General features: G+C 71.4%; 17 protein-coding genes. 15 read left to right on the top strand and 2 right to left on the bottom strand.

What is annotated here, in order from left to right; genetic code table 11:
- The 8 genes from ACWEOI_RS04260 to ACWEOI_RS04225 are packed head-to-tail and all read left to right on the top strand — an operon-like array spanning nt 1 to nt 8,008.
- A complete protein-coding gene (locus ACWEOI_RS04260; RefSeq protein WP_452358911.1) occupies nt 1–960 on the top strand; it encodes an ABC transporter permease in 960 nt (319 codons plus the stop codon).
- A complete protein-coding gene (locus ACWEOI_RS04255; RefSeq protein WP_357087937.1) occupies nt 953–1,126 on the top strand; it encodes a hypothetical protein in 174 nt (57 codons plus the stop codon). The genes ACWEOI_RS04260 and ACWEOI_RS04255 overlap by 8 nt, the downstream gene beginning before the upstream one ends.
- On the top strand, nt 1,119–1,997 hold the full coding sequence (locus ACWEOI_RS04250; protein WP_452358910.1) for an ABC transporter permease: 879 nt from the start codon (nt 1,119–1,121) through the stop codon (nt 1,995–1,997). Before ACWEOI_RS04255 ends, ACWEOI_RS04250 begins: the two co-directional genes overlap by 8 nt.
- Nucleotides 1,994–3,616 carry a dipeptide ABC transporter ATP-binding protein gene (locus ACWEOI_RS04245; RefSeq protein WP_452358909.1) on the top strand — a complete coding sequence of 541 codons (1,623 nt, stop codon included), beginning with the start codon at nt 1,994–1,996 and terminating at the stop codon, nt 3,614–3,616. Before ACWEOI_RS04250 ends, ACWEOI_RS04245 begins: the two co-directional genes overlap by 4 nt.
- Nucleotides 3,616–4,692 carry an LLM class flavin-dependent oxidoreductase gene (locus ACWEOI_RS04240; RefSeq protein WP_452358908.1) on the top strand — a complete coding sequence of 359 codons (1,077 nt, stop codon included), beginning with the start codon at nt 3,616–3,618 and terminating at the stop codon, nt 4,690–4,692. The genes ACWEOI_RS04245 and ACWEOI_RS04240 overlap by 1 nt, the downstream gene beginning before the upstream one ends.
- A 12-nt stretch (nt 4,693–4,704) precedes the next feature.
- On the top strand, nt 4,705–6,069 hold the full coding sequence (locus tag ACWEOI_RS04235) for an NtaA/DmoA family FMN-dependent monooxygenase (RefSeq protein WP_452358907.1): 1,365 nt from the start codon (nt 4,705–4,707) through the stop codon (nt 6,067–6,069).
- Nucleotides 6,066–6,875, top strand: coding sequence for a DUF1684 domain-containing protein (locus ACWEOI_RS04230; protein WP_452358906.1), 810 nt, complete (start codon nt 6,066–6,068; stop codon nt 6,873–6,875). The genes ACWEOI_RS04235 and ACWEOI_RS04230 overlap by 4 nt, the downstream gene beginning before the upstream one ends.
- The gene (locus ACWEOI_RS04225; protein WP_433669874.1) at nt 6,872–8,008 is read left to right on the top strand and encodes an LLM class flavin-dependent oxidoreductase; all 1,137 of its coding nucleotides are present in this window, start codon (nt 6,872–6,874) and stop codon (nt 8,006–8,008) included. The genes ACWEOI_RS04230 and ACWEOI_RS04225 overlap by 4 nt, the downstream gene beginning before the upstream one ends.
- A gap of 155 nt (nt 8,009–8,163) precedes the next feature.
- Here ACWEOI_RS04225 and ACWEOI_RS04220 read toward each other — a convergent pair whose 3' ends face one another.
- Entirely contained in the window at nt 8,164–8,475 is a 312-nt protein-coding gene (locus tag ACWEOI_RS04220) for a hypothetical protein (protein WP_433669876.1), read from the bottom strand.
- Nucleotides 8,476–8,623: 148 nt separating this feature from the next.
- Here ACWEOI_RS04220 and ACWEOI_RS04215 point away from each other — a divergent pair, with 148 nt between their 5' ends.
- Nucleotides 8,624–10,966 (top strand): ATP-binding protein, encoded by a 2,343-nt coding sequence (locus ACWEOI_RS04215; RefSeq protein WP_452358905.1) that lies wholly within the window; start codon nt 8,624–8,626, stop codon nt 10,964–10,966.
- A 43-nt stretch (nt 10,967–11,009) separates the two neighbouring features.
- On the opposite strand, the gene ACWEOI_RS04210 is transcribed toward ACWEOI_RS04215, so the two are convergent.
- Nucleotides 11,010–12,284: an ROK family protein gene (locus tag ACWEOI_RS04210; protein ID WP_433669880.1), complete on the bottom strand. Its 1,275-nt coding sequence runs from the start codon at nt 12,282–12,284 to the stop codon at nt 11,010–11,012.
- A gap of 709 nt (nt 12,285–12,993) precedes the next feature.
- On the opposite strand from ACWEOI_RS04210, the gene ACWEOI_RS04205 reads away from it, so the two are divergent.
- Genes ACWEOI_RS04205 through ACWEOI_RS04180 form a run of 6 tightly spaced genes read left to right on the top strand, consistent with a single transcriptional unit; the run spans nt 12,994 to nt 19,738 of the window.
- Nucleotides 12,994–13,782, top strand: a complete 789-nt coding sequence (locus ACWEOI_RS04205) for a GntR family transcriptional regulator (RefSeq protein ID WP_452358904.1) — start codon at nt 12,994–12,996, stop codon at nt 13,780–13,782.
- Nucleotides 13,783–14,010, top strand: coding sequence for a 4Fe-4S dicluster domain-containing protein (locus tag ACWEOI_RS04200; RefSeq protein WP_357087910.1), 228 nt, complete (start codon nt 13,783–13,785; stop codon nt 14,008–14,010).
- A 22-nt stretch (nt 14,011–14,032) separates the two neighbouring features.
- The gene (locus tag ACWEOI_RS04195; RefSeq protein WP_452358903.1) at nt 14,033–15,421 is read left to right on the top strand and encodes an ABC transporter substrate-binding protein; all 1,389 of its coding nucleotides are present in this window, start codon (nt 14,033–14,035) and stop codon (nt 15,419–15,421) included.
- Nucleotides 15,418–16,284 carry an ABC transporter permease gene (locus ACWEOI_RS04190; RefSeq protein ID WP_452358902.1) on the top strand — a complete coding sequence of 289 codons (867 nt, stop codon included), beginning with the start codon at nt 15,418–15,420 and terminating at the stop codon, nt 16,282–16,284. Before ACWEOI_RS04195 ends, ACWEOI_RS04190 begins: the two co-directional genes overlap by 4 nt.
- The gene (locus tag ACWEOI_RS04185) at nt 16,281–17,042 is read left to right on the top strand and encodes an ABC transporter ATP-binding protein (protein ID WP_452358901.1); all 762 of its coding nucleotides are present in this window, start codon (nt 16,281–16,283) and stop codon (nt 17,040–17,042) included. The genes ACWEOI_RS04190 and ACWEOI_RS04185 overlap by 4 nt, the downstream gene beginning before the upstream one ends.
- A complete protein-coding gene (locus ACWEOI_RS04180) occupies nt 17,042–19,738 on the top strand; it encodes a fumarate reductase/succinate dehydrogenase flavoprotein subunit (protein WP_452358900.1) in 2,697 nt (898 codons plus the stop codon). The genes ACWEOI_RS04185 and ACWEOI_RS04180 overlap by 1 nt, the downstream gene beginning before the upstream one ends.
- The last annotated feature ends 4 nt before the right edge of the window (nt 19,739–19,742 follow it).

The following is a 19,742-nucleotide window of genomic DNA, read 5'->3' as shown; positions in this document are numbered from 1 at the left end:
ATGGGCCGCTACGTGATCGGAGGGGTGCTGCAGGCCATCGGCGTGCTGTGGGCGGCGTTCACGCTGTCCTTCGCCGGGCTGTACCTGCTGCCCGGCGACCCGGTGGCGCTGGCGGCCGACGCGGCCACCGGCACGCCCGTCGACGCCGCGGCGGTCGCGGAGATGCGGGCACGCTACGGTCTCGACCAGTCGTTGTGGGCCCAGTACTGGACGGCCTTGTCGCATGCGGTGCGCGGCGACCTCGGCCACTCCATCTCCACCGGTCAGACCGTCACCGCGGCGCTGGGCGACGCCCTGCCCTCGACGCTGGCGCTGGCGGCGACCGGGCTGCTGCTGGCCGTGGCGGCCGGCGGGGCGCTGGCCCTGGCGGCCGCGTACACCGAACGTCCCCGGCTGCGCGGGCTGCTCACCTCGCTGCCCGCCGTCGGGGCGTCGATGCCGGGCTTCTGGGTGGGATTGCTGCTCCTGCAGCTGTTCTCGTTCCGGTTGAAACTGGTGCCCGCGTTCGGCGGCTCCGGATTCGGCGGGACCATCCTGCCCGCGATCACCCTGGCCATCCCGGTCGGCGCGGTCATCGCCCAGGTCCTCCACGCGAGCCTGGCCGCGACCTGGCGGCAGCCGTTCGTCGAGGTCGCCTTCGCCAAGGGCGCGTCCCGCTGGTGGGTGCAGCTGCGTCACGTCCTGCGCCCGGCCGCCGCCCCCGCACTGACGGTGTCGGGATTGTGGACCGGCACCGTGCTGGCCGGGGCGGTGGTCACCGAGACGGTGTTCTCCCGCCCGGGCATCGGCCGACTGGCGCAGGAATCCGTACTGCGCCAGGACATCCCGGTCGTCCAGGGCATCGTCGTGTTCGCCGCCCTGGCCTTCGTGACCGTCAATCTGCTGGTCGATCTCGCCTACCCCCTGCTCGACCCCCGTGTGGTGCACAGGAACTCGACGAAGGAGCGTGCTCATGCCTGACCGTTCGCCGACCCCGCCCCGGCATGTGATCCGTGATCTGCGCGCGCGGCTGCGCGCCTACTCGGGCGGCCCGCGATCGACGCTGCGGGTCATCACCCTGACCCACCCCCTGCTCGACCCGGGCATCGCCTTCTGGGACGCGGATGACGAGTGGTCCGATGTCTGACCTGGCACTTCGGACCGAGTCCGACCGGACGTTCCGCCGCGAGGCCCTCGCCGGCGGGACCGCGGCCGCGGCGTGGGCGCGGCGCAATCCGGGAACCGTCGCGGCGGGCGCGGTCGTCGCGCTGGTGTGCGCCTGGGCTGTCGCCCCGGCCGTGTTCGCGAGCGGTGATCCCCTGCGCGGCGTGCCCGCGCAGAAGCTGCGCGGCCCCAGCCTCCAGCACTGGTTCGGCACCGACAATCTCGGGCGTGACCTCTACACCCGGGTGGTGCACGGCGCGGCACTGTCGTTGAGCGCGACCGTGTTCGCCGTGCTGATCGGGCTGGTGACCGGCGCCTTGATCGGGCTGGTCGCGGGTGCGGCGGGCGGCGTGATCGACACCGCGATCATGCGCGTGGTCGACGTGGTGCTCTCGATTCCCGACATGCTGCTCGCCCTGGCCACCATCACCGTGCTGGGGCTGGGCACCCGCAATGTGGCCATCGCCGTGGGCATCTCGCTGATCGCCAGGTTCGCGCGCGTGATGCGCGCCGAGGTGCTGCGGGTGCGCAACGCGCCCTACGTGGAGGCCGCGTTCGCGTCCGGCGTGCGCTGGCACATCGTGCTGTTCCGCCACATCCTGCGCAATGCGTACGGGCCGGTGGCGGCCTTGGCCGCCGTCGACTTCGGCGTGGTGACCCTGTTCGTGGCGTCGCTGAGCTTCCTCGGTTACGGCGCGGTGCCGCCCACCCCGGAATGGGGCTCGCTGGTGTCGGAGGGCCGCGGCTACCTGGCCACCGCGTGGTGGCTGACCACCCTGCCGGGGCTGGTCATCGTCGTGTTGGTGCTGTCCACCCAGCGGATCGCCCGCGCCTTGCAGAAGGAGGCCCGATGACCGAGCTGTTGAACATCGAGGGGCTACAGGTCGAGTATCGGGGCCGCGGCGGAGCGACACCCGCCGTGCGCGGCGTCTCGCTCCAGGTCCGGCGCGGGGAGACGCTCGCGCTGGTGGGCGAATCCGGCTCGGGCAAGTCCACTCTCGCCCACGCCGTGATCGGGCTGCTGCAGGGTGGGGTGATCACCGCCGGGGAGATCACCTTCGACGGGGAGCGGGTCGACCGGGCGTCTCCGCGCGCGCTGCAACGGATTCGGGGCGCGCGCGTCGGACTGGTTCCGCAGGATCCGGGCACCTCGCTCAATCCGGTGCTGCGCATCGGACGGCAGGTGGGGGAGGTGCTGCGCATCCACGGCCGCGCCGATCGCCGCACCGCCGACCTCGAGGCGGTCGCGATCCTCGAGCAGGCCGGGCTGGACCGCCCCGAGCTGCGGGCCCGCCAGTATCCCCAGGATCTGTCGGGCGGACAGCGGCAGCGGGTACTGATCGGGATCGCGCTGGCCTGCGGGCCCGAACTGGTGATCGCCGATGAGCCGACCAGCGCGCTGGACGTCACCGTGCAGCGCCGCATTCTCGATCTACTGGCCGCGCGGACCGCGGAATCGGGGACCGCGGTGCTGCTCATCACTCACGACCTGGCCGTCGCGGCCGAACGGGCGGACCGCATCGCGGTGATGCGGGACGGCATGATCGTCGAGACCGGCACGGCGGCGGAGGTATTGGGCAATCCGCGGCACGAGTACACCCGGCGGTTGATCGCCGCCGTGCCGAGCCTCGGTGCGGATCAGCCCGCGCGTCCGGTCCGCGAACACGGGACCCCGCTGCTGGCGGCGACCGGTCTGCGCAAGTCCTTCCGCGTCACCAGGGATTTCACCGTCGACGCGGTGAACGACGTGTCCTTGGAGGTCCATCGCGGTGAAACCCTGGCCGTGGTAGGCGAATCCGGCTCGGGCAAGTCGACCACGGCCCGCATCATCGCCCGGCTGACCGCGCCCGACGCGGGCAGCGTCACGTTCGACGGGCAGGATGTCACCGCCCTGCGCGGTTCGGACCTGCGGGCGCTGCGCCGTCGCGTCCAGGTCGTCTACCAGAACCCGTACGTCTCGCTGAATCCGAAGCTGACGGTCGGACGAATCGTGGCGGAACCCTTGCAGGCGTTCGGGATCGGCGATCGGCACGGACGACGTGCCGCGGTGGCCGAGCTGCTGGATCAGGTGGCGCTGCCCGCCGCCTTCCTGGATCGCCGCCCGGCGGAGTTGTCCGGCGGGCAGCGGCAGCGGGTCGCCATCGCCCGCGCGCTGGCCCCGCGCCCCGAGCTGCTCGTGCTGGACGAACCGGTCTCGGCCCTGGACGTCTCGGTGCAGGCGCAGATCCTCGACCTGCTCGAACGACTCCAGGCCGAACTGGACCTGGCCTACCTGTTCATCTCCCACGACCTGGGGGTGGTCCGTCGCCTGGCCGATCGTGTCGCGGTCATGCGTCAGGGCGGTGTCGTCGAAACCGGAGCCACCGCCGAGGTTTTCGACCGACCGCGACACGACTACACCCGTGAACTGCTCGCGGCCGTCCCCCGGGCTGCCACCCCCGATCACCCGCTACCGCTAGAAAGGACAGCCTGATGCCGCATCCGACTCCGCTGCTGCTGGGCCTGGAACTGTCCGGCACCGGCGCGCACCCCGCCTCCTGGCGGCGCGCCGACTCCCGCGCCGAGGACCTCTTCGACGCCCGGTACTGGGTGGACGCGTTGCGCGCCGCCGAGGACGCGGGCATCGAGCTGGCGTTCCTGCCGGACTCCTTCACCCTGCAATCCGCCGGGGCCATCGGCCGCCTGGACGCGGTGGCGGTGGCCGCGCGCGCCGCCGCCGAGACCCGGCGCATCGGCCTGATCCCGCAGGCCTCGGTCACCCACACCGAGCCCTTCCATCTCTCCAAAGCCATTGCCAGCCTGGACTTCGCGGCCGCGGGCCGGGCGGGCTGGGAGGTGGCCGTCGGGGCGGGGGAGGCGCGGCTGTTCGGCCGCAAACCCGAGCAGGACGAACGCTCCCGCTGGGCGGAGGCGGACGAGGCGGTCGAGGTGGTGGCCCGGCTGTGGGACAGCTGGGACGACGACGCCGAGATCCGCGACCAGGTCACCGGCCGGTTCATCGACCGTGACCGGCTGCACTACATCGACTTCGCGGGCGAGCACTTCTCGGTGAAGGGACCGTCCATCACCCCGCGTCCGCCACAGGGGCAGCCGCCGGTGGCGGTGCGCGCCGCCGACCCGCACAGCACCCGCGTCGCCGTGCACCGCGCCGACCTGATCCGGATCGCCGCACCGGATCTCGCGACCGCCGCCGCCACCCGCTCCGAACTGCGGTCCGCCATCGCCGCCGCCGGACGCGATCCGAACCGGGTGCGGGTGCTGCTCGACCTGGACATCCATCTCGCCGACACCGCGGACGCCGCCGCCCTCGAGGTCGCCGAGCTGGAGGACTGGACCGCCTCGCCCGCTCCGGCCACCGTCTTCCACATCGGCACCCCCGCGGAACTGCGCGGCATCCTGCGCCGCATCGAAACCGACTGCGCCGCAGACGGTGTGGTGCTGCGCCCGCTGGCGCTCGCCGCCGCCCTGCCGCAGCTGCCCGCCCTCACCCCGACCCTGCGCGAGCGGCTGGGCCTGCCCCGGCCCGCCGGCCGCTACGCCCACGCCTGAGGAGTCACCGCCATGCCGGATCATCGGATACGCAAGCAGATTCACCTGGCCGCCCACTTCCCGGGCGTCAACCACCACACCGTCTGGACCGACCCGGACTCGGGCAGCCAGATCGACTTCGACTCCTTCGTGCACCTGGCCCGCACCGCCGAACGCGGCCTGTTCGACTTCTTCTTCCTCGCCGAGGGGTTGCGGCTGCGCGAACACCGTGACCGCATCCACGACCTCGACGTGGTCGGCCGGCCCGACACCTTCACGGTGCTCAACGCGCTGGCGGCCGTCACCACCCACCTCGGGCTGGCGGGGACCATCAACACGACCTTCAACGAACCGTTCGAACTGGCAAAGCAATTCGCCTCGCTCGACCACCTGTCCGGCGGTCGCGCGGCCTGGAACGCGGTCACCTCCTCGGACGCCTTCACCGGCGAGAACTTCCGGCGCGGCGGCTACCTGGAGCACGCCAAGCGCTACACCCGCGCACACGAGGTGGTCGAGGCCACCCGGGCGCTGTGGGACAGCTGGCCCGCCGACACCCTCGTGATCGACCGGGAGCGCGGCGTTTTCGCCCAGCCCGTCCCGCAGGCCCGGTTCAGCAGCGACCAGTTCGAGATCGAAGGCCGGTTCGTGCTACCCCGCGGCCCGCAGGGCTACCCGGTGCAGATCCAGGCGGGCGACTCCGACGAAGGCCGCGAATTCGCCGCCGCCAAGGCCGATGTCATCTTCAGCGCGCACGGCGAACTCGAGGACGGACAGCGCTTCTACCGCGACGTGAAGGACCGGCTCGCCAAGTACGGCCGGGGGCGCGACGACCTGAAGATCCTGCCCGCCGCCGCCTTCGTGCTCGGCGACACCGCCGAGGACGCCGCCGAACGCGCCCGGCACATCCGGCGCCAGCAGGTGACGCCGCAGACCGCCATCGCCTTCCTCGAACAGGTCTGGGGCCGTGACCTTTCCGCCTACGACCCGGACGGACCGCTGCCCGACATCGACCCCGTGGACGACGCGAACATCACCCGCGGACGGGTGCGCCACGCCCGCGACCCGCTCGCCGTCGCCGAGGCCTGGCGGGCCAAGGCCGCCGCCGAGCAGCTCTCCATCCGCGACCTCATCATCGCCACCACCGCCCGCCAGCAGTTCGTCGGCACGCCCCGGCAGGTGGCCGCCGAGATCGACCGCTACGTGCAATCCGACGCCGCGGACGGCTTCGTCCTGGTCCCGCATCTGACCCCGACCGGGCTCGACGAATTCGTCGACAAGGTCGTCCCGGAGTTGCAGTCCCTGGGCAGCTTCCGCACCGAGTACACCGGCGCGACCCTGCGCGAACACCTGGGCCTGCGCCACCCCCATCACGGCACCGAAGGAGTACGCGCCTCATGACCGTCATCGAAACCACCTACGACCAGCAATGGGCAGCCTTCCGCACCGAACGCGCCGCCTGGGCGCGCCAACCCCTGGGCTGGCTCAGCCTCACCGGGCTGCACTGGCTGGGGGCCGACCCGGAGACGGTCGACGGGCTGCCCGGCCGGTGGCGCGCGGACAGCGAGAACGTCTATGTCACGGTCGATTCGGAACAGCCGGAGCTGTCGCTGGACGGGGTGGCGCTGAGCGGCGAGGCCGCGATCACGCCCGGCGAGGGCGCGCCGGGTCTCCAGGTCCACACCGGTGACCGCATCATCGAGGTGATCCGGCGGACCGGGCAGTTCGCGCTGCGCGTGCACGATCCCGCCGCGCCGACCCTGGCGGCGTTCACCGAGATCCCCGTCTACGAACCGCGGCAGCGGTGGATCGTGACCGGCTATTTCGAGCCCTTCGCGCAGACCCGTGTCGTCACCACCGGCGCGGTCGTGGACGGTCTCGAGCATCACCACACCGCAACCGGCACAGTCACTTTCGACCTGGACGGTGAGCGTCGCGAACTTGTGGTGTTCGGCAGCGAGGCCCTCGGCCTGCACGTGCTGTTCACCGACGGCACCAGCGGCGTCACCACCTACGGCGGCGCGCGGCGACTGGATCTGTCCCGGCCCGCGGCGGACGGCAGCGTGCTGCTCGACTTCAATCGCGCGGTCAACCTGCCGTGCGCCTTCACCGACTACGCGACCTGCCCGATCGCCCCGGCGGAGAACCGGCTGCCGCTGGCCGTCGAAGCGGGCGAACAGGATCCGCGGCGGGGGCGGTCGCTATGACCATCCCGCTGTCCGTGCTGGACCTGTCGCCGATCAGCGCCGGCTCGACGCCCCGGCAGGCCCTCCGCAATACCGTCGACCTGGCCCGGCACGCGGAAAAGCTGGGCTACCACCGGTTCTGGGTCGCCGAACATCACTTCGTGCGGGTGGCCAGCGCGGCGCCGACCACACTCATCGGGCTGATCGCCGCCGCCACCGACACCATCCGGGTCGGCTCGGCGGCCGTACAGCTCGGTCACCACACCTCGATCTCCGTGGTGGAGGCGTTCGGCACCATCGACGCCCTCTACCCGGGCCGGCTGGACCTGGGGCTGGGCCGCTCGGGACAACGCGGCGAACAGTTGCGATCGGCGGGCGTGCCGCCGGTGCCCGCCCCGCCGCGGCCCACCGAGGTCCGCGACGGCGTGGTGCTCCCGCCGCCGTTCTACCCCGGCCAGCTGCTCGACTTCACCAGGGTGAAGGCGGCTTTGGAGACCCTGCACCTCCCGGGGTCGCGGCCACTGCCGTACACCGAGCAGGTCGAGGAGATCCTCGCGCTGCTCGACGGCAGCTTCGTGACCACCGACGGCGTGGAACTGCACGCCGTCCCGGGCGAGGGCGCGGACGTGCAGCCCTGGCTGTTCGGCAGCAGCGGCGGCGAAAGCGCGCAACTGGCAGGGCGATTCGGGCTGCCGTTCGCGGCGAACTACCACGTGTCGCCCGGCACCATCGTCGAGACCGTGGAGGCGTACCGGGCGGCGTTCCGGCCCTCGGCCCGCTTCCCGCGGCCGTACGTGGTGGTGTCCGCCGATGTGCTGGTCGCCGAGGACGACGCCACCGCCCGGCACCTGGCCTCCAGCTACGGGCACTGGGTGTACTCCATCCGCAGCGGCGCGGGTGCGGCCGACTACCTCGACCCCGATACCGCGCCCGCGCTGTCGGGTCCGCAGCAAAGGCTGGTCGACGATCGGGTGACCACCCAGTTGGTGGGCTCCCCGGCCACCGTCGCCGAACGCCTCGACGCCCTGCGCAAGCTGACCGGCGCGGACGAAATCCTGGTCACCAGTGTGGCTTTCGACCACGAGGACCGGGTGCGGTCGCACCGCCTGCTGGCGCGCGAGTGGGGGCTGACCCCGCAGGCGCGGGCCGCCTGAGACCACCGCCGCCCGGCTGGAAGGGGACTCCGGGGCGGGTGGCGGTACCCCGCACCACGCGCAATGGGCCTCGCGCGTGGGGCGGGACCCGGGGCCGGGCCGGATCGTGGACCATCCGGCCCGGCCTCCCGGGTACGAACCGAGGTTCGACGGATTCAGGCCGCGGCGAACGCGGGCACGGCGGCGGGTTCGTGATGCCCGGCCGCCCGCAAGACCTGCAATACACCCTGATTGGCCTCGATCAGCTCGCGCTCGCGCGCCTCACCGTCCGCGCCGGCGAGCTCGTCCTCGTGCGCTCGCACCATCAGATTCCAGCGGTAGCGAAGCGCCGCGATCAGTCCGCCCGGGTCGCCGAACACCGCGGCGTGTTCGGCGCGCCAGGGCAGCTCGCCGTCTCGTCGGTTCTCGATCTCCGCGGCCACGTCGTGCAGTGCCCGCCACCATTCGTGTGTGCTGTCCCAACTCATTGCTCTCACCTCGATCGATTGTCGATGCCGTCACGATCGCCGGGCTGTGACCGGCTCTCCAGATCAGAATCGGTCCGGGCCGCATCGGACCGCTATTGGGGGAATCACGTACTTCCGGGCACCGGTGGGGTACGCGTAGGCTCCGACAGTGACGCCCAGCGATTGGGAGCTCGCTCCTCCGCTGAACAATCTCCCGACGCCGCTGTCGAGCTTCGTCGGACGTCATGCCGATCTCGCGAGGATCCAGGAGCTTTTCCAGACCTATCGAGTCGTCACCATCACGGGGCCGGGCGGCGCCGGCAAGAGTCGGCTCGCGCTCGAGGTCGCGCTGGCGCACAGCGATGATTTCGTGGACGGCTGCTGGTTGGTCGAACTCGCCTCGATCACGGACCCCGCGCTCGTACCGCACGCCATCGCCGGGGCCGTAGGGGTTCCCGAGCATCGCCGGCGTTCCCTGACCGATTCCCTGGCGGTCCGTCTCGAAGCGTCGGCCGCGCTGATCGTGCTCGACAATTGCGAACACGTCGTCGAGTCCGTGGCGACCGTGGTGACCGAGCTGCTCGAGCGCTGCGGCCTGTTGCGGATTCTGGCCACGAGCCGGGAACTGGTCGAGATACCGGGTGAGGGCGTCCTGCGCGTCGGAGGACTCGCGCTGCCGTCCGCGACCGGCGATCAGGATCTCGCGGTCGTGACCGGCGCGGAGAGCGTCGCGCTGTTCTTCGAGCGGGCTCGGGCGGTGCAGCCGAACCTGACGATGACCGCGGCGACCGCTGCCGGAGCCGCGCGGATCTGCCGCTATCTCGACGGCCTCCCGCTGGCGATCGAGCTGGCCGCGTCGAGAGCCGCAGCGCTCGACGTCGAGCGGATCGCGACCCTCATGGACGACCAGTTCGGGTTGCTGACCAGTGGAAACAGGGCCGCCATCCGGCATCATCGCACGCTCGTCGCCACCATGGACTGGAGTTACCGACTGCTGAGTCCGGCCGAGCAGACACTGTTCGACCGACTCGCGATCTTCGCGGGCAGCTTCGGAATCGAGGAGGTGGACGGAGTCGGCTGCGCACGGTCCGACGGGGACAGCGCGGGACTCCTCGCCGGTCTCGTCGCCAAATCGTTGGTCTCGTTCGACCCCGCCGCGGGACCCGCGCCCTATCGCCTGCTGGAGACCGTGAAAAGCTACGGCCGCGCGCATCTGCGCGAATCGGGGGACCTGGGCGAACTGCGGAATGTCCACGCGTCCTACTTCCGCGATCTCGCCGAGCGCGCCGGCGCCGCCTTCCGGACCTATGCGGAGCACGCGTGGGCGAACCGGTTGGAGGCCCAGCACCCCGACCTGCGCGCCGCGCTGTCGCACAGCATCGAATCCGGTGATGCCGGCACCGCGATCCGGCTCGCCGGGGCGCTGCCGCACTTCTGGCAGCTGCACGGTCATTTCCGGGAGGGATTGCGGTGGCTCGCGACCGTCCTCGCGATGTCCGGTGAGGTCGATGAGTGGTTCACCGCCTGGGCCCACGTCGGGGTCGGTGACCTGGCGATGATCCATGGCGACCGGGCGGCCGCCGCGGCGGCGCTCGAGGTCGCGGCGGCGACATTCCGGGGGCTCTACGACGATCGCGGCCTGGCCCGCGCACTGCAATATCGAGGGCTCACAGCGGCATTCGACGACGAGCTGGCCCCCGCCGAGAGCCTGATCCACGAGTCCCTGGCGCTCATCACCGCGGCCGGCGAAACCGGGGGGCTGGCCCACGGTTGGGGCCTGATCATGCTGGCGGGCGTCGAACTCGGGAAGGAAGACTATGTCGCGGCCGCCCGCGATGCCGAGGCGGCCGACCGGATCATGCGGGTGATCGGGGATCGTGAGGCCTTGGGCTGGGCGGCCCTGATCCGCGCGGTCGCGGCGTGGCGCACCGATCGGATCGACGAGGCCAGGACCGAGGCACGAGCTTGCCTGGTCGCCTTCCTCGATGCCGGCGGGTTGTACGGGGCGAGCGTCGGTCTGATGGTGGCGTCCGCGGTCGCGTTGAGCGGTTCCAGACTCACGCGCATGGCCGAATTGCTCGGCGCCGCCGAGGCCCTCGCCGCCGCGATCGGCGCCATGACGGTGCCGTTCGGGATGCGCTGGCTGACAGAGACATTCGGCAACGCGGTCGCCACGCTCGGCCCGGCGGCCTTCGAGGAACACCGCCGGATCGGTGCGGACCGGGTGCGCTCCGACACCGCCGGATACCTCGCCGAGGTCCTCGACGATCTCGACGTCTCGCTTCCGCACCGAGCCGGGAAGCCGCTGCTCACCAGGCGCGAGCGTGAGGTGGCGGCGCTGGTGGCGCGCGGCCGGACGAACCGTCAGATAGCCCGGGCGCTGGGGATTTCCGAGCGGACGGCCGAGGTGCACGTGCACAACATCGCGGGCAAGCTCGGAGCGAGTGGCCGGGCCGAGGTGGCCGTGTGGTTCGCCACCGATCACGCTCTCCGGGGCGGGGATACGGCGTAGGTCCCCGCCGGAATCACCCGGCGGGGACTTCGTGTGCGGTGGGTCAGCGGGTCCGCGTCGCCCGGCGCATGGCCGAGAGCGGGTCGGCGTAGAACGCGCTCACCGAGGTGACCGCCGCCGCGAATTCCTGTACCCGGCCGCCGAATCGGCTGATCCGCAGATCCGCCGCGGGCAGCGTGGTCGACTCCGCGAAGGCCTTGGCGACCCGCTCCATGCCCGGCCGCCAGCCGGTGAACGCCTGACCGCCCAGCACCACCCGGTCCGGGTTGAACATGTCACGCACCAGAGCCGCTGTGCGGCCGAGGATTTCGGCCCGCTCGATGAGCAGGTCGCGGGCGTCGGCATGGCCCGCGTCGGCGGCCCGGTACAGATCGGTGACGGCCGGGCGGCGCGGGGCCTCCGGCTTGGGCAGGATGCCCTTGCGCACGGCACGCTCCAACAGGGCGCGCTCACCGATGGTGGCCTCCAAGCAACCGCGCCGGCCGCAGGTGCAATCGGCGTCCGAGCCGGTCGGGAGATGCGCGATGGAGCCCGGGCCGTTGGTGGGGGTGTGCACGCGATCGTGCAGAGTGACCGCGACACCGGCGGTTTCGCGGGCGTACACGAACAGGCTGCTGCCGGGCCGGTTCTCCTCGGCCGGGTCGCGCGGGGTGAGCAGCAGCTCCGCCGCGGCCATCGCCTCGACGTGCGCGGACACCGAGACCGGCAGGTCCAGCACGCTGCTGAAGACCGCCGCCACCGGCGCGGCCTGCCAGCCCAGGCGGGGATGGTCCACGACCCCGGCCGCCGGATCCACCCGACCGGCCAGCGCGACGCCGGTCCACAGCGGCCGCCGCCGCGGCAACCGGTCCAGGAAGGCCTTGGCGCTGCGGGCCACTATGGTCAGCGCCGCGTCCTGACCCGTTTGGGGCGTGGCGATTTCGAGCCCGCCGAGGATGCGGCCGGACAGGTCCGCGGCCACGATGCGGGTCACGGTGAAGCCGATGTGCACACCCAGCGTCACATACGAGTCGGTGTCGACCTCGAACGGCACCCGGGGGCGGCCCACCGCGCCGGACGCGGTCAGATCGGCGCGCTCACGCAGCAGTCCGGCCGTAAGCAGCGCGGACACTTGGCGATTCACGGTGGCGATGCTCAGACCCGTGGTCTGCGCGGCGACATCGCGGAAGATCGGGCCGCGAGTGGCGGCGCGCAGCACGGCGGCCGCCGGGTTGTCGGTGATCCGCAACTCCGGGGGCACGGCCGGGCGCGCCGGAGCGGGCCGCGTGGTCGCGGTGGAGACGGCGGTATGGGTGCGGTCGAGCGTGGGGCTGGACACTGTGTCGAATCCTTGCTGCGGTCCACCCGGTCGACGGGTGGACGAATGCCTACATGAAGGTTTCAGCGGTGCAGCGAGGAACCCGGATTACGACCCGGCGGAAATGCCTGGACGATCCGGTCAGAACTCGACTGCGCGACGGCAGGGACAACACAGTTCCCGTTGCCGCGGCAGCCGAACGCCCAGCGCGACGGTCACGTAGGTGACCCGCGGCGCGGAAGAGGGGCGGCTGGCAGACATAGGATCAAAGTATCATTCCGATCACGAGGAACGGAAGGTAAGCGCGATCCTCCCGGCAGTCCCGGGCCTGTCGCGGCGCGTCGGCGCGAAACCCTCCGGGCAACCTCCTGAGTCACCGAATCTTTTGCGCCGGTTGATATTTCAAGCCATCCGCGGCACGGATCGAGCCGCGCGGGACGAGTGGCGCACGCCACATTCTCTTCTCACATCTCGAGCGGCGGCCCGAATCCCCACCCCACTCGAGTCCGCTGTCGCGCACACGCATTCCGCTCAGTGTGATTCCAAGGCGCGCACTCCCGGCTCGGGTGGCGCAATACCCCGATTCGACCGCATTCCGGCAGGCCGCGCGCTCGGGCGGGCGGCGCAGAACCGCATCGCCGGCGCAGGGGCGCGGTGAGCGGTCCGGACGGCCCCATTTTCGCCGCTACAGTTCTGAAACCGCAGGTCAACGGCGTAGAAAGGAGTCGAGGTGTCGCCGGAACCGGTACCGCTGCGCGCCCCCGAACGCCGGGCGGATCGCGCCCGTCACGTGGCGGATGTGCTGCGTCAGCAGATCCACGCGAGCGCCTTCGACAACGCGCTGCCCGCCGAGGCGGCGCTGTCCGCGGAATTCGGCGTGTCCCGCAACACCGTTCGCGACGCGCTCGCGCTGCTCAAGGACGAAGGTCTGATCGAGCGCGCCCCGAAGATCGGAACGCATGTCGCGCGCCGCAAATACGACCACGGCCTCGATGCCCTGCTCGGTTTGAAGGAGACGCTGCGCGGCCACGGCGAGGTCCGCAACGAGGTGCGCGCCGCCCGCCGGGTCACCCCGCCGCCCGCGGTCGCCCGCAAGCTGCGGCTCGAACCCGGCGAGCAGGCCGTCTACATCGAGCGGCTGCGCTGGTTCGGTGACCTGCCGCTCAGCCTGGACCTCACCTACCTGGTCCCCGGCATCGGCGACGAGGTCGTCACCCGCGACCTCGAGACCAATGACGTGTTCGCGCTCATCGAGCAGATCAGCGGTGGCCCGCTCGGTTCGGCGGAACTGGCCCTGGAGGCCATCACCGCGGACGCGCACTCGGCCATGACCCTGCAGATGCCCGAGGGCGGCGCGCTGTTGCTGCTCGAGCGCCTCACCTCGCTGGAGGACGGCCGCCCGGTCGACCTCGAGTACATCCGCATGCGCGGCGACCGGATCACCATGCGCGGCAGCCTGATCCGGCCGCCGGAACGCTCACCCGATGCCGACCCGGGCACCGACTGGAGGTTGACCTAGATGGCTTTGGCCGAGAACCGGGCGGATGTCCCGGTGACCATCGACGAATCGCTGTGCATCCAGGGTTGCACGCTCTGCGTGGAGATCTGCCCGCTGGACTCGCTGGCGATCAACCCCGACAACGGCAAGGCGTACATGCACGTCGACGAGTGCTGGTACTGCGGCCCCTGCGCGGCCCGCTGTCCCACCGGCGCCGTCACCGTCAACATGCCCTACCTGCTGCGTTGAGCCCAACCCGCTGAGGAAACCCATGAAGTACCGCCCCGCCCGCGTCATCGCCGCGGCCCTCGCCTCCGCCCTCGCCCTGACCGTGTCCGGCTGCTCGCTCGAGAACGCCGGCAACGGCGACACCATCAAGGTCGTCATCGGCTACCAGTCCAAGACCATCAATACCGTCACCGCCGGAACCCTGTTGAAGGCCAAGGGCTTCCTGGAGCAACGCCTGAACGCGCTGAGCGCCAAGGGCGGCGCGAAGTACCAGGTGGAGTGGCAGGACTACGACACCGGCGCGCCGATCACCGCGCAGATGGTGGCCGAGAAGATCGACATCGGCTCCATGGGCGACTACCCGCTGCTCATCAACGGCTCCCGTACCCAGGCCAATGAGCGTTCCCGCACCGAGCTGGTGTCCATCACCGGCTACAACCCCAAGGGCGCGCTGAACATGGTGGTCGTCGCGCCCGACTCCAAGGCGCAGTCCATCAATGACCTGGCCGGGCAGAAGATCTCGGCGAGCGTCGGCTCGGCCGGGCACGGCACCCTGGTCCAGGCGCTCACCCGGGCGGGCATCGACCCCAAGTCCGGGGTGGAGGTGCTCAACCAGCAACCCCAGATCGGTTCCTCCGCACTGGAATCCGGACAGGTGGCGGCGCTGTCGCAGTTCGTGGCGTGGCCCGGCCTGCTGGTGTTCCAGAACAAGGCCAAGCTGCTCTACGACGGTGCGGAACTGAACGTCCCGACCTTCCACGGCGTGGTCGCCCGCCGCGACTACGCCAAGCAGCACCCGGAGGTGCTCGATGCCTTCCTGCAAGCCCAGCTCGATGCCACCGACTTCATCCACCAGCACCCCCTGGAGGCGGCGCAGACCGTCGCGGACAACGCCGGGCTGGCCCCGGAGGTCGTGTACCTCTACAACGGGCCGGGCGGAACCTCCTTCGACACCACGCTGAAGCCGTCGCTGCTGGCCGCCTTCAAAGGCGATGTGCCGTACCTGAAGTCGATCGGCGACTTCGCCGAACTCGACATCGACAAGTTCGTCGACCCGGCCGCGCTGAAGCAGGCGTACCAGGAACGCGGGCTGAACTACGACGCCGAACTGGCGATCAACGCCAACCCGCTGCCCGGATCCGGCGGTGAGCTCTGGCTCACCGGGCAGGACACGACGCAGTCCCTCGCCGACCCGACCGCCCTGCTGCGGGCCGTGAAACAGGCCCGGGCACAGGGTAAGACGGTGCGCGCCGCCTACGTGCCGGACGCCGAGCTCGGCACCCGCTGGTTCGCGGACAAGGCGATCTGGGTGCGCGACGGCGACAACTACCTGCCCTTCACCACGCCGGCGGCCGCGCAGCGGTACCTCGCCAAGCACGCCGCGGGCGCGATCGTCGGCTTCGACCAGGCCGTGAACGAGGTCCGGGTATGAGCGCCCCGGCGGTCGCCGCGCCGGCGGCGGCCCCGGTCCTCACCCCGGCCGCACCGCGGGTGACGCGCCCGCGGGCCGGCCGGACGGTGTGGCGGTCGCGGATCGTGCGGGCGCTGTCCGTACTGGCCGCCATCGGGGCCTGGGAGTTCCTGACCGCCAACCACATTCGGCTCTGGGTGCGGTTCGACACGCTGCCGACCGTCACCCAGATCGTGCGGGCCTTCCGGCATCAGCTCGGCGCCGACGCCTACTACCTGGACCTCGGGCAGTCGCTGATCCGGATCCTCAGCGGCTTCGGCCTGGCCGCCGTGATCGGCGTGAGCGCCGGTGTGGCACTGGGTCGTTCCCGCTGGTTCGCCGACACGGTGGGACCGCTCACCGAACTGGCGCGGCCCATTCCGGCCATCGCCATCGTGCCGGTCGCCATCCTGCTGTTCCCCGACGACGAGGCCGGAATCGTGTTCATCACCTTCCTGGCCGCGTTCTTCCCGATCCTGGTCGCCACCCGGCACGCGGTGCGGGCGCTGCCCACCATCTGGGAGGAATCCGTCCGCACCCAGGGCGGCAACCGCTGGGACGTGCTGTGGCGGGTGGTGCTGCCGGGCAGCCTGCCCGGCGTGTTCGGCGGGCTCTCCGTCGGCCTCGGCGTGGCCTGGATCTGCGTGGTGTCGGCCGAGATGATCTCGGGGCGACTGGGTGTCGGCTACCGCACCTGGCAGGCGTACACCATCGTCGACTACCCGGGCGTATTCGTCGGCATCATCACCATCGGCGTGCTCGGCTACACCACCTCCGCCGCGGTGGAACTGCTCGGGCGGCGCGTCACCCACTGGCTGCCGCGCGGCGACGAGGAGGAGAAATGAGCACGGCCGGAATCGGATTGACCCTGGACCGGGTACGGCTCTCCTACACCGGAGCCCCGATCATCGACGACCTGTCGATCACCGTGCGGCCCGGCGAGATCCTCGTCCTCACCGGACCCTCGGGCTGCGGGAAGTCCACGGTGCTGCGCGCCCTGGCCGGACTGCTGCGCCCCGGCGCGGGCCGGGTGCTCGCCGACGGCGCCGAGGTCACCGGCACCGACCGCGACCGCGCCGTCGTCTTCCAGGACAACGCGCTGCTGCCCTGGAAGACCGTGCGCGCCAATATCGAACTGGCACTGCGGTTGCGGGGCGCGCCGCGCGCCGGACGCCGGGAACTGGCCGACCGCTGGATCGCCGAGATCGGGCTCACCGGCTTCGCCGACTTCCTGCCCAAATCGCTGTCCGGCGGCATGCGCCAGCGCGTGCAGCTGGCCCGCGGCCTGGCGGGCGCGCCACGCGCGGTCATGATGGACGAACCCTTCGGCGCCCTCGACACCCAGACCCGCGACACCATGCAGCGGCTGCTCGTCGACACCTGGGACAGCCACCCCACCACCGTCGTCTTCGTCACCCACGACGTGGACGAGGCCCTGCTGCTCGGCGACCGCATCGCCGTCCTCGGCCGCGCCGGCGAACCCCTGCGCGCCCTGCTGGAGGTCCCCCGGCCGCGTGAGAACGGCGTCGACCGCACCACCCTACGGTCCGAAATCATTGCCGCCCTGAACCATTCGGGCGAGCTCACGGAGGCGACGAAGTAATGGAAATCCCCGATCTCGACGACACCCTCCGTCTCGACTGCGACGTGCTGGTCATCGGCGGCGGCACCGCCGGCACCATGGCCGCCCTCACCGCCGCCGAAGCCGGCGCGAACGTGCTGCTGCTGGAGAAGGCGCACGTCCGCCACTCCGGGGCGCTGGCCATGGGCATGGACGGCGTCAACAACGCCGTCATCCCCGGCAAGGCCGAACCCGAGGACTACGTCGCCGAGATCACCCGCGCCAACGACGGCATCGTCAACCAGCGCACCATCTATCAGACCGCCACCCGCGGCTTCGCCATGGTGCAGCGGCTGGAGCGCTACGGCGTGAAATTCGAGAAGGACGCCTACGGCGAATACGCCGTGCGGCGGGTCCACCGGTCCGGGTCCTACGTGCTGCCCATGCCGGAGGGCAAGGACGTCAAGAAGGCCCTGTACCGGGTGCTGCGGCAGCGCACCATGCGCGAGCGCATCCGCATCGAGAACCGGCTGATGCCGGTGCGGGTGCTCACCGAGAACGGGCGGGCGGTCGGCGCAGCCGCCCTGAACACGCGCACCGGGGAATTCGTGGCGGTCGGGGCCAAGGCCGTCATCCTGGCCACCGGGCCGTGCGGGCGGCTCGGGCTGCCCGCCTCCGGATACCTGTACGGCACCTACGAGAACCCCACCAACGCGGGCGACGGGTACGCCATGGCCTATCACGCCGGGGCCGAGCTGTCCGGGATCGAATGCTTCCAGATCAACCCGCTGATCAAGGATTACAACGGCCCGGCCTGCGCGTACGTCGCCAATCCGTTCGGCGGATACCAGGTCAACGCGCTCGGCGAGCGGTTCGTCGACTCCGACTACTGGTCCGGCCAGATGATGGCCGAGGTCAAACGGGAGATCGAATCCGCCCGCGGGCCCATCTATCTGAAGGTCTCGCACCTGCCCGACGAAACCCTCGAGGCGCTCGAGGACATCCTGCACACCACCGAACGCCCCACCCGCGGCACCTTCCACGCCAATCGCGGCCACGACTACCGCACCCACGACATCGAGATGCACATCTCAGAGATCGGTTTGTGCAGTGGGCATTCCGCGTCCGGCGTCTGGGTCGACGAGAACGCCCGCACCACCGTGCCCGGTCTCTACGCCGCCGGTGACCTGGCCTGCGTGCCGCACAACTACATGATCGGCGCGTTCGTCTACGGCGACCTCGCCGGAGCGCACGCCGCCTCCACCCTCGGTGAGCTGCCCGAACCCGGCGCACTGCCCGCCGACCAGTTGGCCGCCGCCCACGAACTCGTCTACCGGCCGCTGCGCCAACCCGACGGGCCGCCGCAGCAGCAGGTCGAATACAAGCTGCGCCGCTTCGTGAACGACTATGTGGCCCCGCCCAAGACGGCCGCCAAACTCTCCCTCGCCATCGAGACCTTCGACCGCATGCGCGGCGATCTCACCGCCATGGGCGCGCGCACCCCGCACGAACTCATGCGCTGCGCCGAGGTCAGCTTCATCCGCGACTGCGCGGAGATGGCCGCCCGCTCCTCGCTCACCCGCACCGAATCCCGGTGGGGGCTCTACCACGAGCGCGCCGACCTGCCCGCCCGCGACGACGTCGAATGGCGGTACCACCTGAACCTGCGCAAGACCGCCGACGGGGACATGGAGTTCCTGAAGCGGCCCGTCGCACCGTATTTCGTGCCCGTGCCGGGACTGGACGACCTGCCCGGCGCCGACACGGCGGTCATCCCGGTCGAGCAGCCCGCGCTGATCGGCACCCCGCCCAACCTCGGGGCCCAGGTGCGCTCACACGCCCCGGCGGGGCGGACGGCGAAAGACGTTGTCGCGCCCCGGATCGCGCTGCTGCTGAGCCTGGACGCGCCCGGCGTCGCGGAACTGCGCCCCTTCCTGTCCGATTCGGACCCGCGGGTGCGGGCGAACGCCCTCGCGGTACTCACCGAGAACACGCCCGACGGATTCGCCGGCGAACTGGTCGCGGCACTCGGTGACGAGGACGCCGAGGTGCGCGCCGCCGCCGTGGCGGGCCTGCGCGAACTCGCCGAAATCCTGCCCACCGCAACGGGGCTCGCGGAGCACGCCGATTCCGCCGACCCGTTCGTGCGCGCGGCCGTCGTGGATCTGCTGCGCTCACTGCGCGCCGGGACGGCCGAACTGTTCGGCAAGGCCTCGGTCGACGCGGACCACCGCGTCCGCATCCAGGCCGTGCACGCGCTGGTGTCGCTGGACGACTGGCCCGCGCTGACCGCGGCCGCGCACGACGACAACCGTGAGGTCCGCATCGCCGCCGCCCGCGGCCTGGCCACCATCGGTCAGGGCGGTGCCGACACCGTGCGCGCCCTCGCCCTGGACCGCGATCCGCTGGTGCGCGCGGCCGCGTTCACCGCGCTCGCCCGGCTCGGCGGGGATGCCGATACCGCGATCCTGACCGCCGCACTGGGTGATTCGGCCTGGCAGATCCGGGAGGGCGCGGCGCGCGGGCTGGCCGGGGTCGGCCCGGAGCACGCCGTGACGGCCTTGAACGCGGCGCTCACCGACATCCACCCGGACATCCGCAAGGCCGCGGTGCTGACGCTCAGCGTCTGGCCGGAGTCCGAAGCGGCCCGCGTCGCGCTCGAAACCGCCCACGCCGACAGCGACGCGGACGTGCGCGCCTACGCCCGGCGGGCCCTGGCGGTGCACGCCGAACGGTGAGAGC

Source organism: Nocardia sp. NPDC004340, assembly GCF_053602575.1.
Note: the sequence above shows the minus strand (reverse complement) of the source record. Positions and strands in the feature narration are given on the sequence as shown.

Excerpts from the sequence above, each read along its gene's own strand:
- ACWEOI_RS04260 (WP_452358911.1), top strand. The coding sequence starts at position 1 with ATGGGCCGCTACGTGATCGGAGGGGTGCTGCAGGCCATCGGCGTGCTG.
- ACWEOI_RS04255 (WP_357087937.1), top strand. The coding sequence starts at position 953 with ATGCCTGACCGTTCGCCGACCCCGCCCCGGCATGTGATCCGTGATCTG.
- ACWEOI_RS04250 (WP_452358910.1), top strand. The coding sequence starts at position 1,119 with ATGTCTGACCTGGCACTTCGGACCGAGTCCGACCGGACGTTCCGCCGC.
- ACWEOI_RS04245 (WP_452358909.1), top strand. The coding sequence starts at position 1,994 with ATGACCGAGCTGTTGAACATCGAGGGGCTACAGGTCGAGTATCGGGGC.
- ACWEOI_RS04240 (WP_452358908.1), top strand. The coding sequence starts at position 3,616 with ATGCCGCATCCGACTCCGCTGCTGCTGGGCCTGGAACTGTCCGGCACC.
- ACWEOI_RS04235 (WP_452358907.1), top strand. The coding sequence starts at position 4,705 with ATGCCGGATCATCGGATACGCAAGCAGATTCACCTGGCCGCCCACTTC.
- ACWEOI_RS04230 (WP_452358906.1), top strand. The coding sequence starts at position 6,066 with ATGACCGTCATCGAAACCACCTACGACCAGCAATGGGCAGCCTTCCGC.
- ACWEOI_RS04225 (WP_433669874.1), top strand. The coding sequence starts at position 6,872 with ATGACCATCCCGCTGTCCGTGCTGGACCTGTCGCCGATCAGCGCCGGC.
- ACWEOI_RS04220 (WP_433669876.1), bottom strand. The coding sequence starts at position 8,475 with ATGAGTTGGGACAGCACACACGAATGGTGGCGGGCACTGCACGACGTG.
- ACWEOI_RS04200 (WP_357087910.1), top strand. The coding sequence starts at position 13,783 with ATGGCTTTGGCCGAGAACCGGGCGGATGTCCCGGTGACCATCGACGAA.
- ACWEOI_RS04195 (WP_452358903.1), top strand. The coding sequence starts at position 14,033 with ATGAAGTACCGCCCCGCCCGCGTCATCGCCGCGGCCCTCGCCTCCGCC.
- ACWEOI_RS04190 (WP_452358902.1), top strand. The coding sequence starts at position 15,418 with ATGAGCGCCCCGGCGGTCGCCGCGCCGGCGGCGGCCCCGGTCCTCACC.
- ACWEOI_RS04185 (WP_452358901.1), top strand. The coding sequence starts at position 16,281 with ATGAGCACGGCCGGAATCGGATTGACCCTGGACCGGGTACGGCTCTCC.
- ACWEOI_RS04180 (WP_452358900.1), top strand. The coding sequence starts at position 17,042 with ATGGAAATCCCCGATCTCGACGACACCCTCCGTCTCGACTGCGACGTG.